This is a genomic window from Kitasatospora sp. NPDC054795, from assembly GCF_053611565.1.
The window spans coordinates 50,621-66,222 of the sequence record NZ_JBSHAP010000028.1; the positions used below are offsets into that span (position 1 = coordinate 50,621).

Sequence of the window (15,602 nt, forward strand, 5' to 3'; positions counted from 1 at the left end):
TCAGGCACCGACCTTTGCTGTCTTGTTGTCGCGCTCCAGTTCGACGTGTGCACGCATGAGTTCACCCGGGTTGGTCTGCGCCGCGAGCAGCGAGAGCTCGCCACAGAGGACCGTCGCCGCCGCGATGACGGCGAGCCGGCGCGCGTTCTCGCCAGGGGCGCGGTCCACGCGGCAGCCGAGGCGGGTCAGGTTCGTCTCCACGAACTCCAGGCCCTTGCCGTTGCCCACGGTGCCGACGATCAGGTTGGGCAGATTGCAGGAGAAGTAGAGGTCGCCGTCGCGGTCCTCGGCCAGGGTGACGCCCTGGGAGCCCTCGACGATGTTGGCCGCGTCCTGGCCGGTGGCCAGGTAGAAGCCGAGCAGCATGTTGGCGTAGTGGGCGTTGGCCGAGCGGATGCCGCCGGCCAGCAGGGTCCCGAGCAGGTTCTTGCGGATGTTCAGCTGGACGATCCGGGCGGCAGTGGTGTGCAGGACGCCTTCCACCACGTCGCGCGGGACGAGCAGTTCCGTGACCACGTTCTTCCCGCGGCCGAGGATGCCGTTGATCGCGGTCGCCTTCTTGTCCGTGCAGTAGTTCCCGGAGATCGATCCGTAGGAGATTCCCGGAATGGTCCGCAGCAGGTGCGTCAGCAGATTGTCGGAGGCGAGCGTGGCCATGTTGTGGCCGGAGGCGTCGCCGGTGCTGAACTCGAACCGGATGAACAGCAGGTTGCCCGCGATCTCGTGCCGGACGGTGAGCAGCTCGGCGAACCGGCTACAGCTGCGGACCACGGCGCGTAGTTCCTCGATCTGCGCGTCGATGGCGCGGGCGGCCGTGTACGCGGTCTGGGCGTCGGTCGCCTCGACGAGCACCGAGCGGGTCATGCGCTCGTCAACGAGGGTGGCGACGATGCCCTGTTCGGTGAGCATGGACACCTTCGCGCCGCGGCCCACGGAGGGCCACAGCGGTGTCTCGTAGGTGGCGAGGGGAACGTGGGTCTCGGTGTTGGCGACGTTCCCGGAGACTCGAAGGGGTCCGACCCACTTCATGGGGACCCTGGCAATGGCGTGTGTGTCGGTCACTGTGCTTTTCCTGTCGCGTTGTGAAGGGTGTCGGCCGATCGGGAACGCCGGGCGAGTCGCCCCGTGTCGATGCCCCGGTCGGCGCAGAAGGAACGGAGGGTGCCGTGGATGATCAGGTCGTTGCTCGCGAGGTCGGCGGGAGTGCGCGCGCCGAGCATGGTCTGGAGGGCCGCGAGCTGGTCCAGCCAGTTCGTGAGCTGCTCGATCAGCGCCTCGGGACCGCCGTCGAGCAGGGTGCGCAGGAACACTCCGGAGGCCCCGACGCCGGAGGCGCCCAGGGCCAGGGCGCGGGCGACGTCGAGGGGATGGCGGACGCCGCCGGAGGCGAGCACGGGAAGGCCGGCGCTCTGAGCGTCCAGGAGACAGGCGGCGGTGGACTGGCCCCAGTCGTGGAGGAACGCGTAGTCGCCGAGCGGTCGCCGGCCGTTCTCGATCCGGGCGAAGTCGGTGCCGCCCCGGCCGGCGACGTCCGCCGCGCGGACCCCCAGTTGTCGCAGCAGCAGGACGGTTTCCCGGCTCAGGCCGTTGCCGACCTCCTTGACGATCACGGGTACGTCAACGGCCGCCGCGATCTTCTCGATCTGCGGGACCCAGGACCCGAAGGACCGGTCGCCTTCCGGCATGGCCGTTTCCTGCGCCGTGTTGACGTGGATCTGCAGGGCGTCGGCCTCCAGCAGATCGAGGGCACGCCGGGTGTCGTCGACCGATGCCGTCGCGTTGACATTTGCTATGACAAAACCGTGGGGGTTCTCCTGGCGCAGGACGCGGAAGGTGTCGGCGCACGTCGGGTCCTTCAAGTAGGCGTGCACCGAGCCCGACGCGATGGGTACCCCGGTCTCGCGGGCCGCTATCGCCAGACCCCGGTTGATGACGCCGGTCTTGGCGGTCCCGCCGGTCATCGCGTTGATGTAGAGCGGCACCTGCCAGGAGATCCCGGCGAAGGTCGTGTCCAGGGACACCTGCGGCCGGTCGATGCCGGCCAGGGCGTGGTGGACGAAGGACACCTCGTCGAACTGGTTGATCCCGCTGCGGGTGTCCTGCTGCTCGATGGCGAGCCGGACGTGGTCGTCCTTGCGCTGAGCGCTCATTTCTCAGTCCCTTCCGGGGCGGGCCGGACTGGCAGGGGCAGCACCCCGGCCGCGGCCCACCGCTGCCGTACATGTGAGATGTCGTGCATGGCCTCGGCATCGAGCAACGCGATGCCGCAGTCGCCGCCGCCCGCGCCCGACGGCTTGGCGGCACCGCCGACGGTTTCGGCGACCGTGCACAGGGCCGTCAGCTCGGGTGTGAAGATGCCGAGCCCGACTTCGTCGTCGAGGCGGGCCAACTCCCGCCGGGCACGGCGGATCTGGTACAGCAGGCTTTGGTCGTCGCCGGCCTCGAGAGCGGTGATCGAGGCGCGTACGAAGTCGGTGGAGGTCTCCACGAACGCGCGGTGCGACGCGGTGCCGCGCCAGATCCGGCGGTGCAGACCGGACACGAGCGAGGCGGTGGAGGCCGGGTTGCCGGTCCAGCCGACTTCGAGGGCGAGGCCGCGCGGGGCCGGAAGCCTCCGGACCGAGTGGCCCGGCCAGGGCGTGCGCAACGCCTCCTCGACGCCGTGCCGGCGGGTGAGGTCGAGCACGAAGGCCCGGTCGGGTGCCTGGTACGCGATCCAGCCGCCCCAGGTACTGGCGGCGAGGTCACCGCCGGAGCCCACGGGGTCGATCCCGACCAAGGAGATCACGGCCAGGCGGTACCGGGCGTCGGGTGAGAGGTCCAGTCCGCACAGGGACGTGATGGCGTCGATCGTGGCCACGGTCACCGCGCCGCTCGACCCCAGGCCGTACTTGCGGCCGTTGTCATGCAGCCGGCTTCCGATCGAGAGGTCCAGCCCGGGCATGGGCAGGCCGCGTTCGGCCAGCAGTCGTCCCACGGTCTCGACCGCTGCCACCACGTGCGTCAGTGCGCCCCGCGCGCCGTGTCCGTCGGCTTCCCCGTTCTCCGTGCCGGGAGCGTGGAGCCGGCCGTCGAGCCATCGCCAGTTCACCGCCCGGGGGACGAGATCGGAGGAGATCACGATGTCGGCCGTTTCGGAGAGGGTCACCGTGGCGGTGATCTCCCGGTCCACGGCCACCACGATGGCCGGGGTACCGGGCTCCACCACCGCGTACTCGCCCGTGACGAACAGCTTGCCGGGCGCACTGCGGACGACCGTTCGCCCGGAGGTCATCGTCCGCCCGCGTCCACCAGGCGGGCGCCCTGTCCGGGCCCGGCGATGTGCACGGTGCCGCCCGCGGCAGCGTCGCGCACGGCCTTGGCGACCCGGTCGGCGTCCGTACGACGGCAGAGCACCTTGACGTTCGGTCCGGCGTCCATGGTCGCGTAGGCCGGTATGCCGTCGCGCCGCAGCCCCAGCACGCTGTCGAGGACGGTGAGCGAGGCGGGCGCGAGGTAGCGCACCGCAGGGCGCGCGCCCAGCATGGTCGCGTGCATGCCGAGAGAGTTGCGCTCAGCGATCTCACCCACCGCGTCGAGGTCGCCGCGCAGGAGCGCCGCCCTCATCTCGGTCAAGTCGTCCCGGCTCGACGCGGCCCAAGGCTCGAACAGGGGCGAGGTCTCGACGGTGCGGCGCATCGCCGCGCGGCTGGACACCTCCTTGGGGCCAGCGTTGACCACCGCGATGACCAGTGCGGGGTCGAGGTCGCCCGTCCGTACCGGCTCGGCGTAGGAGCTGAGGTCGGCCTCCGCGGGCGGCGCCGTGGGGTTGCCGGCGTTCCAGACGGCGAAGCCGCCGAAGATCGACCGCGAGGCCGAGCCGGAACCGCGGCGGGCCAGGCGGGAGAGACCGGTGCCGCCGAGGTCCAGTCCGTACGCGGCGGCGGCGGCGACGGCGAGCGCGGCGAAGCCGCTGGCGGAGGACGCCAGGCCCGCCCCGGTGGGTACGGTGTTGCGGGTGTCGACGACGGCCCGGTGCGTGAGCCCGGCCCGCCGGCGCACCAGGTCGAGGAACCCGGCGATGCGCCGCCGCTCCTCGCCCGCCGCGGGTACGCCGTTGAAGGTCACTTCGTCGTCCGAAGCCTCGGCGTCGAGGTGGACCCGGGTGGTCGTGGGGAAGATGTCAAGAGTCATCGACAGACTGCTGGTCCACGGCAGGAAGAGGCGCTCGTCGCGCTTCCCCCAGTACTTGATCAGCGCGATGTTCGGGTGCGCGACGGCGGTGACCCCGTTCGCGCCCTGCCGGTCCTGCGGGCGGCACACAGTGATCTGTTGCTCAGACATGCGTGACGAGCCTCCTCAGTGGGACGATCCACGTCTGCACGGCCCCCGCTTCGTGCAGCCGCCGGGTGACCTCTCTCGCCTGCTCGGGCTGGGTCAGAGCGAGGACGCAGCCGCCCAGTCCACCCCCGGTGATCTTGGCACCGAGGCTTCCTGCGGCGAGCGCGGCACTCACCATCCCCTCGATCCGGTCAGTGCTCAGCCCGGCCTCGCGGAGCATTCCGTGGTACTCCGTCAGCAGGAAGCCGAGCTCCTCCGGCCGGCCGGCGGCGAGGGTGGTCACGGCTTCGCGGGTCAGTTCCGACGCCCGGCGGACGAACCGCTCCTGTGCTCCGGCGTGGAGTCGGAACTTCTCCCGCAGCTTGTCGACCGCTTCCTTGGTGCTGCCGACGGTGCCGCTGTCCGCGATGACAAACAGCGCGTCGCAGCCCACCAGCAGCGTGCGGGCCTCGCCCGCGTGGAACCGCAACGGCGCGCTCGCGCCGACGGTGATGGCGTCGACGCCGCTGGCCTTGCCGTGCACCACGTTCTCGGCGGTCTGCACCAGGTCGAACACCGTCCGCTGCGAGACCTCGCGGCCGCAGAGGTCGGCCAGGGCGAGGACGACGGCACGGGCGCAGGCCGCGCTGGAGCCGAGCCCCCTGCCGAGCGGGATCGAACCGTCGATGATCACATCGAGATGCCGGCCGTCGTCGATGCCCGTGGATGCCCTGAAGTCGGTGGTCAGCCGACGCAGCCCCTCGGATGCCTGCGTTCCGACCTCCTTCCAGGCGGATCCGGTCATCGTGAAGGACACACCTGCCGGTTCTTCACCGCGGGTGGAGAACCCGGCGCTGGCGGTGATCGACAGCTGCGGAACGGGCAGGGCGAGCGCCGGGGCTCCGTAGACGACCGCGTGCTCCCCCAGCAAAATGGCCTTGGCATGGGCGTGGCCGGTGCCGACCGAGCGAGCACGTCGGCTGTCCGCTGTCCCTGCCGCCGAGGCCGGTGGAGTCGACGTGCTCAGCTCCCCTTGTCGAAATTCCATTGAGATCGCGTCATCCAGATTTCTAGGAAGGAATGAAGTAAGCCCGTTCGACCGCGCGCCGCGTCATGCCCGGGCCACCCCCGGACCACCGTGGCCGGCGGTCGCGGCCGCCGGCGCGAGCGATGTCATCGCGCAGGGCGGGCCAGGGCGTCGAGCCGCATCCGACGGTGCGTGCTCGCGGAACCGCGTCCCTGGCGGGTGCCGGGCCGGTTCTCCCCCGGTCGCCCCCGGCAGCGGGTTCCGGACGGGGTGGGCTCGCGAGGCCAGCGACGTGTGTGGCGGCGCCGGGACTGTGGCGACCCGCGCCGACGTGGTGCTCAGGTGGTCCGGAGTGTCGTGGTGGTGACGAAGGTTTCGAGGGTCTTCCTGACCTCGTCCGGGAACGGGGTCTCGTCCAGGACCCGCCGGGCACGCTGCACACGATCGGTGATCATCTGCTCTACCTTGTCGGCGGCGCCCGTGGCCCGCAGGATCCCGCGAACCGTCTCGGCACCTGCCTCGTCCAGGTCCGGGTCGCCGACCAGGGACCTCAGCACCCGCGCCTGCTCGGCGCCGGCGGCGTGGAGGGCGTGTGCCATCAGAGCGGTCGCCTTGCCCTCCCGCAGGTCGTCCAGGACCGACTTGCCGGTCTTGGACGGGTCGCCGAAAACGCCGAGGAGGTCGTCGCGCAATTGGAAGGCCTCGCCGATCGGAAGGGCGTAGGCGGTGAAGACGTCCAGCAGGGCCTGGTCCGCTCCGGCAAGGACCGCGCCGATGTGCAGCGGCCGCTCCACGGTGTACTTCGCCGTCTTGTAGCGGATCACGGCCAGCGACCGTTCGACGTCCTCGTTGGGCTTCCCGGTGGCCAGCAGGTCCAGGTACTGACCGATCATCACCTCGGTGCGCATGGCGTCCAGCAGCGGTCGGACGGCGACCAGTCGCTCGTGGTCGATGCCGCTGGAGTGCAGCAGCTCGTCCGACCACACCATGACCAGGTCGCCGACCAGGATCGCGCTATTGGTGCCGAACCGCTCGGCGGTCGTGGCGTCCGCACCCGTCTCCAGCGTCCGATGGAGGGTCGGACGGCCACGCCGGGTGTCGGAGGCGTCCATCACGTCGTCGTGGATGAGGGTGAAGGCGTGGAAGAGTTCGAGTGAGGCCGCCGCGCCGATGACGGGCCCCGTGTCGCCGTATCCGCCCGCCGCGTGCCAGCCCACCATGCACAAGAGCGGCCGGATGCGCTTGCCGCCGGCGGTCAGGAAGCCACGCAGGTGCTCGATGAGCGAGACCAGGTGGGGTTGCGTGTCGCAGTTGGCGTCGAGGAAGGCGTTCAATCGCTCGTCGATCAGGCCGCGCAGATGAACCGAGTCCAGGGCGTCGGCTCCCGGCTCGCGAAGGCTGGTGGGCGGGTTCATGTCGTTACTCCTGTTCGTCAAGATCATGTGGCCGCGTCCGCGAGGACGTGGCATGGGAGGGAAAGCGCCGAGAGGCATCACTTTCCGGCCGGGCGAAGGAGGGTCCCGGCAGTCGCCGGGCCGCACCGCAGGTGCGGGCGAGCGGTGGGTGTTCGGGCCGCGTCGGATGGCATGCCCTCCGTAGATGCGGGTTCACATGGTGGAGGGCATGCCGGGCAGGGGTGGGCCCGGTGCGGCACCCGCCGGGCCCCTGTCGGTCGAACGGAACGGGTTCAGCTCGCGGCGGACTGCGGCTCGCGTGCCGGCTGCCGACGGGTCGGCACCACCGTGAGCTGGTCGGGACGCAGGCTCATCCGCACGAGGGCGCGCGTGGGGCGGGTGCCCGGGGCGCGGTCCAGCTTCCAGTACTGGGCCACGGTGGCCACGATGACCTGGGCCTCGGTGAGGGCGAACGCGTCACCGATGCACTTGCGGTTCCCGGCGCCGAAGGGCAGGTAGGCGCCCTTGCGCGGAGTGGTCGACATGGTGAGCCACCGGTCCGGCTCGAAGCTGTCGGGGGCGTCAAAGTAGCGGGCGTCCCGGTTCAGCAGGAAGGGGCTGTACGACAGCTCGGTGCCGGCCGGCACGGGCAGCCCGCCGAGCGTGGTGTCGACGGCGGCACGACGGCTGAGCAGCCAGGCCGGCGGGTAGAGGCGCAGACCCTCGGCGACGACGTTGCGGGTGTACGGCAGCTTCTTCAGGTCCTCGGCCGTCACCGGGCGGCCGGCCAGCACCTCGTCGAGCTCCGCGTGCAACTTGGCGGCGACCTGCGGGTTCTCGTGCAGCAGGTGGAAGATCCACGACATCAGGACGGCGGTGGTCTCCGCGCCTCCGAGGAGCAGGGTGATGGACTGGTCGTGCAGCTCCTGGTCGGTGAAGCGGTGCCCCTCCTCGTCGACCTCCGTCATCATCGTGCGCAACAGACCGCCGCCGTCGCCCGAGCGGCGGTAGCGGTCGATGGTCTCGTTCACCACCTGGTGCAGCTGCGCCTCCGCCCGCTTGTAGCGCTGGTTGCCGGGAGTGGGCAGGAAGGACAGCGCCGGCAGCGGGTTGAGCATGCGGAAGAACATGCCGTCGATCACGGTGTTCAGGGCCGTCGGGAGACCGTGGTGACCGCCCCGGCGCACCTCGCCCTCACCGGGCTCGGAGAAGAGGCAGCTCAGCGCCACGTCGGCACTGAGGTTGCCCATCTGCATCAGGAGGTCGACGTTCTTGCCTTCCGGCCATTCATGAGCCGACACGGCTGCCTGCTTCTGCATGATGCCGACGTACTCGGCGATGCGCGCAGGGTGGAAGGACGGCTGGATCAGGCGTCGCTGCTTGCGATGGACGAGGCCGTCGACCGTGACCAGCCCGTCTCCGAGGACCGTGCGCACGCGGTCCATCACGGGACCGCCCTTGACGAAGTCCTTGACCTTGTCGGTCAGCATCTCGTGGACCAGATCAGGGTGGCACGCGATGTACATGGGGGTCGGCCCCACCATGATCTTCACGAGATCGCCCTGCTCGGGCAGTGATCGGAGGAAGGTGAGCGGGTCGCTGCGCAGCTGATTCGCGTGCCCGAGCACGGGCAGGGCATTCGGTGCGCTGCCCTTCGTGTAGCTGCGGGTTTCCTGGCTTGTCACGGAACAAACCTCCATGCGGTTAGTGGCGAACTTGTGGACCTGTCGGACTTTGCGTCGCCGCTGTCACTTCTCCAACTGGTCCCACCACCAGGCGATCTGTGGAATCGGCAGGGGCGCAGGGTTGGCGTCAGCCGGCTCGTCGGCCCAGACCAGGCCGTAGCCACCGAAGTCCTGTTCTTCGCCGGTCTCCGGGTCGACAGGCGCGCAGTAACGGGTGGTGAAGTCCGCCCAGATGATGTGCCCGCGAATCCAGTAGCCGATCTCGTGGACGTATCGCCGCAGTTCCGGGCGGGCGGTCGCGGAGACCTGGTCACGCAGATTCAGATAAAGGGACATGATTCGGTCGCGCAGCGCGCGGACCTCGGCGACCGCTTCCTCGGGCGTGCATTGCCGGTCGCGCACCATAATGCTGATGGCGTTCTGGTCGAACAAGCCCTGGAGATTCTCCCGGTGAATGGAGATCAGGTCGTTGTCGAGACCGACGATGACGGATACGGCTTCGGAGGCGGCGCGCACCCGGGGATCGAGGCGTTCGGCTGCGGTCAGTTCGTAGCCGCCGCCGATCGGAGTGAGTGCGGTCAGCCAGGGGCCGGCCACATCGTTGCCACGCATGATCAGGTAGTCGCCCAGTTCGGGGAGTTCACCGAGGCTCTGGTTCGCACATTTCCACAGCACGCCGTCGAAGTAGCTGCAGAAACCCTGGCGCAGGTGCTCGAGCTGGCCCGGGGTCGACACGGTGGAGATGTGGTTCCAGAAGTCCTGGAAGGAGGAGAGGTACGCGTCTCCGGGCGGCACGACGGACTTGGGCGAGGCGAGGATGTGCTTGAGACGGCTGACGTGGACCGTCAGCGGTGCGGGCTGGTCCAGCCCCGGGATCACGTCGAGGTCGTCGTCCCAAGCGCCGCCCCAGTACATGACATAGGTGATGATCTCGGCGCACCGGTCGAGGACGTACGGCATGCAGTGTGCGGTGTACGAACCCGCATTCATGCGCGGCAGCCAGTCACCCTCCTTGCGGAACCCTTGCCGGAACATCCAGGCGACGGCGCCGGCATCTATTTCCTCCGGCTTGTCGTACACGGCGTCGGGCAAAGGGCAGAAAAATGGCGGAACGCCAAGTGTGCGGCGCACGGTTGTCATGCCAAAAATCCCTTCGGGCAGGACTGGGCGGCAGGAATGTCACAGTAATGCTGGAGTGGTACGGGGGAAGCGGCCGCCGCGGCGCCCTGGGCGGGCAGCGCACCCAGCAGGGCGAGGGCCAGCGCCGCCGCCTTCGTCGACAGGGCCACCGGCTCAGTCGATGTGGGCGCGGTGGGACTCGATGATGCGGTACTGGCCGGAGGCGTAGTCGTAGGAGATGTAGGCCGTCCAGTAGTCGCCGCTGACCGCCGGAACGCTGGTCAGCTACGAGGTGCCGTGGTTGAGGCCCACTGCCAGGTCTCGTAGCTGTCGATGCCGATGGCGTTCGGGTCCCGCTTGTAGAGGCCGATCCAGTCGTACTTGCCGACGTTGTTCGGCGGGGTCCAGTTGATCTGGATGTAGCCGCCGTTCTTCTCGGCCCAGGTCGTGGGCGAGTCGGCGCCCAGGATCTAGCTTTGCGCGCTCTGGACACCGGCGGGAACCGCCGCCGAGGCGGTGGCCGTGCCCGCGAGGGGCAGCGCGACGGCCGTCACCAGGGCCGCGACGGCCGCGGCGCGGACGCGAAGGGGAATACGGGACATGCGAGTCCTCCTGAGTCGTCCGCCGGCGGCCCCGTCCGGAAGCCGCCGAGTCCGTGACCGGACCTGATATACGGTCAGGGATACTGGTAGACAAACGATCAATGACCTCGTCGGCATACAGTCAACGCCCTGGTCAACACGGCCGCGGCACCCCGGGCAGCACCTGAGCCCAGCGTCCCGGCAGACAATCGATGGACAACGGGCCGGCAACAAGGCGCGGCCGTCAGCATCGGCGGCGGGGAGCCCGGTCGGTGACCCGCTCCACCGGCACGGCCCGACGGATGCGGCGGGGCGGCATCGGTGTGAATCCGCGGCACGAAGAGCCCGCCAGCCGGGCACGAAGGGGCAGGGCTGCCCATGCTGGTGGGCATGTCTCATCACCTCAGCGGCCCCAACCTCCGCCCCCCTGGACGACGCCCGCCTCGACATGACGGACCTGTTCGCCTTCACCGTGCCCGGCGACCGGACCGTGCTGATCCTGAACGTCAACCCGGTCGCCCCCACCGGCGGCCAGGCGTTCCACCCGGACGCCGTCTACCGCGTCAACGTCGACACCGACGGCGACCACCGCTCCGACGTGGCGTACAGCTTCGTCTTCTCCCCGCCTGAGGACGGCCGCCAGAGCGTCACCGTCCTGCGGGCCACGGGCAAGCAGGCCCGCTCCCACGAGGCCCTCGGCCAGGAGCTCTTCATCGACGTGCCGGTGAACTTCGGCGCCGAGACCACCGCGGCGCACTCCGGGCCGTACACGTTCTACGCCGGGTTCCGCAGCGACCCGTTCTTCGCCGACCTCGACCGCATCGTCGCCAAGTTCCAGTGGACCGGCGTGGACTGGGGCGCCGACAAGAACGTCTTCGCCATCGTCCTGGAAGTGCCGAACGCCGAACTCGGCACACACCCCGAGATCGGCGTCTGGGGCCGGGTCAGCCTGCGCCAGAACGGGCAGCTGACGTCCGTGGACCGCGGCGCCCACCCCTCCCTGACCGCGTACTTCAACGCGGAAGAGGTCAAGGACGCCTACAACGCCGGCGAGCCCGCCGACGACTGGGACACCTACCGCGAACCCTGGTCCGCCGTCCTCCAGCACTTCGGGGACTACGACCCGCAGGCCGCCGAACAGGCCCTACGCACCGTCCTGCCGGGCGTCGGGCCGAGGCGGCTTCGTGCCGTGCCGCCCCCGGAGCCCGGGGATGACTGCGGGTGCCGTACTCGGCTTCCGCCATCAGTCGCTCAAGGGCGGCCCGACCAAGCAGCCCCCGGGGCGGCGACCGGCCCCCGAGGGGCGCGGCACGGCCCCGGGGGCTGCTTGCGATTCAAGGATGGAGGGACTTCGTGGAGCAGGTGTCACATGGCGACGGCCTTCACCGCGTCGGGGGACTTCTCCCGAACACCGGGACGGTACAGCGCGAAGGTCACGACGAGCCCGACGGCTGCGAGGCCGGCCGCCCACCAGTACGCGGTGGAGTAGCCGTGCAACGCCGCCCCGGCGATCACCTCGGGCGTGGCCTGCCGGCTGCTGAGATAGCTGCCCGCGGCGGTCGCCGCGAGCGTGTTGAGAACGGCGATCCCCAACGAACCACCGATCTGCTGCGAGGTGTTGACCGCCGCGGAGGCCACCCCGGCGTCATCCTCGTGAACCCGGTAGGTGGCCAGGTCGATCGCCGGCGCGTAGACCAGGCCGAGACCGAGGCCCAGGACGAGCAGCGGCGGCAGAATGCCTCCCGTGTAGGTGCTGTCCAGATCCAGGCGGGTGAACCAGACCATGCCCACGCCCAGCAGCGCCATCCCGAGGGGAATCACGATCTTCGGCCCCACCCGGGGCATCAGGACCCCCACGGCCAGGGCGGAGGCAACGACCAGTGCGGCGGGGATGGGCAGGAAGGCGAGCCCCGCCTCGACCGGGGTGTACTTGAGCGTCTGCTGCATGTAGTAGGCGAGGAACAACGCGACCGCGTACATGCCTCCGGTGGCGACCAGAATGGCGATCTGGGAGGCGCCTCGATCCCTGTCGAGGAGGATGCGCAGGGGCAGCAGCGGCCCGGCCGTCGTCGACTGCCAGTACGCGAAGAGGGCGATCAGGGCGAGGCCTCCGACCAGCAGACCCCAGCTGGCGGGAGAACTCCACCCGCGCGACTCGGCGTTGGAGAACCCGTAGACCAGGCCGAAGAGCCCCAGGGTGACGAGTACCGCACCGGGGACGTCGAGCTTGGGGCGCTGCTCCGCCCGCGACTGACGCTCGATCAGCAGCAGACCGCCCAGGAGCGCCACCGCCGCGAACGCCAGGTTGATGTAGAGAGTCCAACGCCAGTTGAGGTACTCGGTCAGCAGGCCGCCGAGCAGGTTGCCGAGCGCGCCGCCGGCGCCCGCGATGGCACCGAAGATCGCGAAGGCCCGGCCCCGCTCCTTGACGTCGGTGAAGATGGTCGTCAGCAGGGAGAGGGCCGCCGGGGCCAGCAGGGCACCCGAGATGCCCTGGATCGCCCTGGCCAGCACCAGGAGTTCGAAGCTACCGGCGGCTCCGCCGAGCGCCGAGGCGGCGGCGAATCCGATGACACCCGCGAGAAAGGCCTGCTTGCGGCCGAAGAGATCGGCGACACGCCCGCCGATCAGCAGCAAGCTGCCGAAGGTGAGTGCGTAGGCGGTGACGACCCACTGCCTGTCGTTGTCGGAGAAGCCCAGGTCGGCCTGGGCGGACGGCAGCGCGATGTTCACGATGGTGGCGTCCAGCATGATCATCAACTGGGCCAGGCCGATCACGGCCAGCGCCCACCACCGCAGCGAGGACCGTGGGGACGGGGGTCCTGATTCGGGCGGGATGCTGGTGAGCTCAGTGGTGGATGCCGACATGGCGGTGCCACTCCGTTCGAAATAAGTTGACTAACTGGATGGTTAACATTCCGAGGCAAGGCTGCCTGAGATCCGACGGCCCGTCAACACGACTGCAGGCAAAGAGCGATGGCCGGATGCGACGGAGGTCCGCGAGGGTCACTCCGCGAGTCGGATCCGGATGCCCACCGCGCGGTACCCGGACCCCTTCAGTCGGCTGCCCAGCAAGCCGACCCGCGCGACGAGGCCGTACTTGCGCTTCATCAGGTCGAGGTAGTGGACGGTGTCCCGGTCGGCGGGCAACTCGGCGACACCGGGCACGGATTCCCCCTTCGGGACTCCCCGCCAGTTGCAGGGAGCGACGGTCACCCGGCCGCTGTTGCGGATCCGTTTGACCTTGCCTGCGTCGGCCGCGCTCCACACGGCCAGGCAGTCCCCGTCCCCCATCACCCACACCGGAGTGGGCACGGCCCGCCCATCCCGGCGGAACGTCGTGAGAAGTACGTACCTGGATGCCGCCAGTCGTTCAACCGAACTGCCCGGCAAGGATGCTGAGGCGGATGGCGAGGTGGTCACCGCGATAGCATAACTGGTTAGTTAATCCACTGTCGCCGCGAACCGACGTGGCGCCCGCCCCCGAGATGAGGAGTGCTGCGTGCTGAACTTCGCCTTGGCCGTGCTCGCCGGATTCGCCCTGGGCACCCCGGCCGTACCCTTCGGCCTCTCGATCCCCCTCCCCCCCGCCCGTCGCGCTCGTCGCCGTACCCCTCGGCGCGGCCGGATGCCTGCTGTCCGCCGTCTTCGCGGCCGGGTGGCTGCGTACCCGCTGGCTGCTCTGGCACTCGAAGCGGCGGCCCGTCACCGCCGGGCCGCCGCCCGAGAACCGCCGCAACCGCCGGAACCGCCTTGACGGCCCCACCGGCCGACGGGCCCGGCGCCTGGTGAACCGGTACGGCGTGATCGGCTTCGGCATCATCGGGCCTGCGCTCTTCGGCACCCGGGGATCGGCCATGCTTGGCACGGCGCTGGGCCTGCCCCGGTGGCGGCTGATCGACTGGCTGATGGCCGGTGTCACCCTGTGGTGCACCGTCATGCTGCTCGCCTCCGAGGCAGTGATCGACGCCTTCGGACTGCGGTGCCGGCACACGCTGCGTACCGGTCCCTGATCGCGAGGAGCACGTCGCCGCGGTCCCCCGGCCTGCCTCGCCGTGGGTCTGCGCATCGCGCCGACCGTCGGGCCGGTCATCGCCGGGCGGTGGCAACTCACCGTTCCGGCGAGGCACTTCTCCCCCTCACCGGTTCACCCGGAGCAAGACCACCGACGGGGCTCCCGAACGAATCGCCTCATGTCTCAAACGAATCCACCGTGGTTCCAGCGGCGAACGCGCTCACCTGGCGAGGGCAACGGCAACGGGTCCTACGCCCCGGCAAGACCCAGTAGGCGCGCTGTTAGCATGACTCCCATGTCCCGAGCCGAGGCCACGAAGGCGCGCATCCTCCACGCAGCGACCCAGGAGTTCGCGGCGTACGGGATCGCGGGAGCCCGCGTCGACCGGATCGCCAAGGTCGCCTCGGCGAACAAGAACCTCATCTACGTCTACTTCTGCAACAAGGACGGGCTCTTCGACGCCGTCTTCGACGCACACCTCGGGCGCGGCCTCGACATGGTGCCCTTCACACCTGACGACCTGCCGGGCTACGCCGGGCGGCTGTTCGACTTCTACCAGAAGCACCCCGAGGTGCTCCGCCTGGCGACGTGGCACCGGCTGGAACGCGGCACTGCCGTGGAACGGGACCCTGCCGTCGCCAAGCAGACCCACGACGACAAGCTCGCCTCCTTGGAAGCGGTTCGGAAGGGCGGAGTGGGCACACCGGGCTTCACCCCGGCCACACTTCTCACCCTCGTCCTGGCCATCGCCTCGGCCTGGAGCCCGACGAATGCCGCGAGCATGCCGGCGACGACTGTCCTGACGTCGGACCCGGAGGACTGCCGGAACGCGATCATGGAGGCCGTGCGGCGCCTCCTGTGAGGGGCGGCGTGCATCACTCGCCTCCGCCACGTACCGCGGTGACCGCACACGTTCGCCGGGTAGCCGGGTCACGCGGCGGGGATGGGTCGGGATGCGCGCACCTGACCCGCTACGTTGCCGTGCCGGCGTCAGGGCGGTGCGTTCACGGGCGCCGCAGCGCCGGGTGGTCCGCCACCACCGTGGAACTGCCCGGGGCGATCTCCGTGAAGCCCGCGTCCTGGACCAGGGGCAGTCCGCTCGCCACCAGCTCCGCCCACGCCTGCGGGGTCGCCGTGCGGACGGCGAGGGCGAAGCCGCTCTCGGCCCACGCCTTGCGCCGCGCCCCGTCCAGCTGAGGTTCCCCCGAGGTGCGGAAGGTTGCCGGACATGACCTGATAGGTGCGCAGCTGCTTGTAGACGATCCGGTCGTGCGGGAAAAGGATCCGGACGGACCGGGTGGTGTGGGTGGAGCCGTCCGGCGTCCGGGTGTCCATCTCCAGGACCTGGAGGTTGGGTCGATCCTCCGTCAGCTCCGTGCGGGCCACGTGCGGCAGTCGCTCGGGCCAGCGGTGCGCCTCGTCGACGAAGGCGAAGGCGGCCTTGACGTCGCCGTCGAAGGCGACGGTGTCCTCGAAGGTGAG

General features: G+C 69.9%; 13 protein-coding genes and 2 pseudogenes. 3 read left to right on the forward strand and 12 right to left on the reverse strand.

Features of this window, described 5'->3' with window-relative positions:
* From ACWGJO_RS13180 to ACWGJO_RS13220, 9 genes are all read right to left on the reverse strand, one after another.
* Complete coding sequence (locus ACWGJO_RS13180; protein WP_452183507.1) at nt 1-1,062, reverse strand: hydroxymethylglutaryl-CoA reductase; 1,062 nt, start codon at nt 1,060-1,062, stop codon at nt 1-3.
* Nucleotides 1,059-2,150 carry a type 2 isopentenyl-diphosphate Delta-isomerase gene (gene fni / locus ACWGJO_RS13185; protein WP_452183508.1) on the reverse strand — a complete coding sequence of 364 codons (1,092 nt, stop codon included), beginning with the start codon at nt 2,148-2,150 and terminating at the stop codon, nt 1,059-1,061. The genes ACWGJO_RS13180 and fni overlap by 4 nt, the downstream gene beginning before the upstream one ends.
* A complete protein-coding gene (locus ACWGJO_RS13190; protein ID WP_452183509.1) occupies nt 2,147-3,274 on the reverse strand; it encodes a phosphomevalonate kinase in 1,128 nt (375 codons plus the stop codon). The genes fni and ACWGJO_RS13190 overlap by 4 nt, the downstream gene beginning before the upstream one ends.
* Nucleotides 3,271-4,323 (reverse strand): diphosphomevalonate decarboxylase, encoded by a 1,053-nt coding sequence (gene mvaD / locus ACWGJO_RS13195; RefSeq protein ID WP_452183510.1) that lies wholly within the window; start codon nt 4,321-4,323, stop codon nt 3,271-3,273. The genes ACWGJO_RS13190 and mvaD overlap by 4 nt, the downstream gene beginning before the upstream one ends.
* Nucleotides 4,316-5,347 carry a mevalonate kinase gene (gene mvk, locus ACWGJO_RS13200; protein ID WP_452183511.1) on the reverse strand — a complete coding sequence of 344 codons (1,032 nt, stop codon included), beginning with the start codon at nt 5,345-5,347 and terminating at the stop codon, nt 4,316-4,318. The genes mvaD and mvk overlap by 8 nt, the downstream gene beginning before the upstream one ends.
* A 317-nt stretch (nt 5,348-5,664) precedes the next feature.
* Nucleotides 5,665-6,741, reverse strand: coding sequence for a polyprenyl synthetase family protein (locus ACWGJO_RS13205; RefSeq protein ID WP_452183512.1), 1,077 nt, complete (start codon nt 6,739-6,741; stop codon nt 5,665-5,667).
* Between the two features lie 272 nt (nt 6,742-7,013).
* The gene (locus ACWGJO_RS13210; protein ID WP_452183513.1) at nt 7,014-8,405 is read right to left on the reverse strand and encodes a cytochrome P450; all 1,392 of its coding nucleotides are present in this window, start codon (nt 8,403-8,405) and stop codon (nt 7,014-7,016) included.
* Between the two features lie 63 nt (nt 8,406-8,468).
* On the reverse strand, nt 8,469-9,545 hold the full coding sequence (locus ACWGJO_RS13215; RefSeq protein WP_380454473.1) for a terpene synthase family protein: 1,077 nt from the start codon (nt 9,543-9,545) through the stop codon (nt 8,469-8,471).
* Between the two features lie 449 nt (nt 9,546-9,994).
* Nucleotides 9,995-10,126, reverse strand: a complete 132-nt coding sequence (locus ACWGJO_RS13220; protein ID WP_452183514.1) for a hypothetical protein — start codon at nt 10,124-10,126, stop codon at nt 9,995-9,997.
* 406 nt (nt 10,127-10,532) lie between these two features.
* On the opposite strand from ACWGJO_RS13220, the pseudogene ACWGJO_RS13225 reads away from it, so the two are divergent.
* A pseudogene (locus tag ACWGJO_RS13225) lies at nt 10,533-11,186 on the forward strand (DUF4331 family protein); the annotation flags it as partial.
* 284 nt (nt 11,187-11,470) lie between these two features.
* Here the strand turns inward: ACWGJO_RS13225 and ACWGJO_RS13230 are convergent.
* The gene (locus tag ACWGJO_RS13230) at nt 11,471-12,973 is read right to left on the reverse strand and encodes an MFS transporter (protein WP_392871093.1); all 1,503 of its coding nucleotides are present in this window, start codon (nt 12,971-12,973) and stop codon (nt 11,471-11,473) included.
* A gap of 138 nt (nt 12,974-13,111) precedes the next feature.
* Nucleotides 13,112-13,528 carry a PPOX class F420-dependent oxidoreductase gene (locus ACWGJO_RS13235; protein WP_392913357.1) on the reverse strand — a complete coding sequence of 139 codons (417 nt, stop codon included), beginning with the start codon at nt 13,526-13,528 and terminating at the stop codon, nt 13,112-13,114.
* 434 nt (nt 13,529-13,962) lie between these two features.
* Here ACWGJO_RS13235 and ACWGJO_RS13240 point away from each other — a divergent pair, with 434 nt between their 5' ends.
* Complete coding sequence (locus ACWGJO_RS13240) at nt 13,963-14,118, forward strand: hypothetical protein (protein WP_452183515.1); 156 nt, start codon at nt 13,963-13,965, stop codon at nt 14,116-14,118.
* A gap of 297 nt (nt 14,119-14,415) precedes the next feature.
* Nucleotides 14,416-14,982 (forward strand): TetR family transcriptional regulator, encoded by a 567-nt coding sequence (locus ACWGJO_RS13245; RefSeq protein ID WP_392871085.1) that lies wholly within the window; start codon nt 14,416-14,418, stop codon nt 14,980-14,982.
* A gap of 142 nt (nt 14,983-15,124) precedes the next feature.
* Here ACWGJO_RS13245 and ACWGJO_RS13250 read toward each other — a convergent pair.
* Nucleotides 15,125-15,316 (reverse strand): annotated as a pseudogene (locus tag ACWGJO_RS13250) (peptidyl-tRNA hydrolase); the annotation flags it as partial.
* Nucleotides 15,317-15,602: the final 286 nt, after the last annotated feature.

What these genes read in the sequence shown, in the direction of transcription:
- fni (WP_452183508.1), bottom strand. Translation starts at nt 2,150, where the DNA reads ATGAGCGCTCAGCGCAAGGACGACCACGTCCGGCTCGCCATCGAGCAG.
- ACWGJO_RS13190 (WP_452183509.1), bottom strand. Translation starts at nt 3,274, where the DNA reads ATGACCTCCGGGCGAACGGTCGTCCGCAGTGCGCCCGGCAAGCTGTTC.
- mvaD (WP_452183510.1), bottom strand. Translation starts at nt 4,323, where the DNA reads ATGTCTGAGCAACAGATCACTGTGTGCCGCCCGCAGGACCGGCAGGGC.
- mvk (WP_452183511.1), bottom strand. Translation starts at nt 5,347, where the DNA reads ATGGAATTTCGACAAGGGGAGCTGAGCACGTCGACTCCACCGGCCTCG.
- ACWGJO_RS13205 (WP_452183512.1), bottom strand. Translation starts at nt 6,741, where the DNA reads ATGAACCCGCCCACCAGCCTTCGCGAGCCGGGAGCCGACGCCCTGGAC.
- ACWGJO_RS13215 (WP_380454473.1), bottom strand. Translation starts at nt 9,545, where the DNA reads ATGACAACCGTGCGCCGCACACTTGGCGTTCCGCCATTTTTCTGCCCT.
- ACWGJO_RS13220 (WP_452183514.1), bottom strand. Translation starts at nt 10,126, where the DNA reads ATGTCCCGTATTCCCCTTCGCGTCCGCGCCGCGGCCGTCGCGGCCCTG.
- ACWGJO_RS13230 (WP_392871093.1), bottom strand. Translation starts at nt 12,973, where the DNA reads ATGTCGGCATCCACCACTGAGCTCACCAGCATCCCGCCCGAATCAGGA.
- ACWGJO_RS13240 (WP_452183515.1), top strand. Translation starts at nt 13,963, where the DNA reads ATGCTTGGCACGGCGCTGGGCCTGCCCCGGTGGCGGCTGATCGACTGG.
- ACWGJO_RS13245 (WP_392871085.1), top strand. Translation starts at nt 14,416, where the DNA reads ATGTCCCGAGCCGAGGCCACGAAGGCGCGCATCCTCCACGCAGCGACC.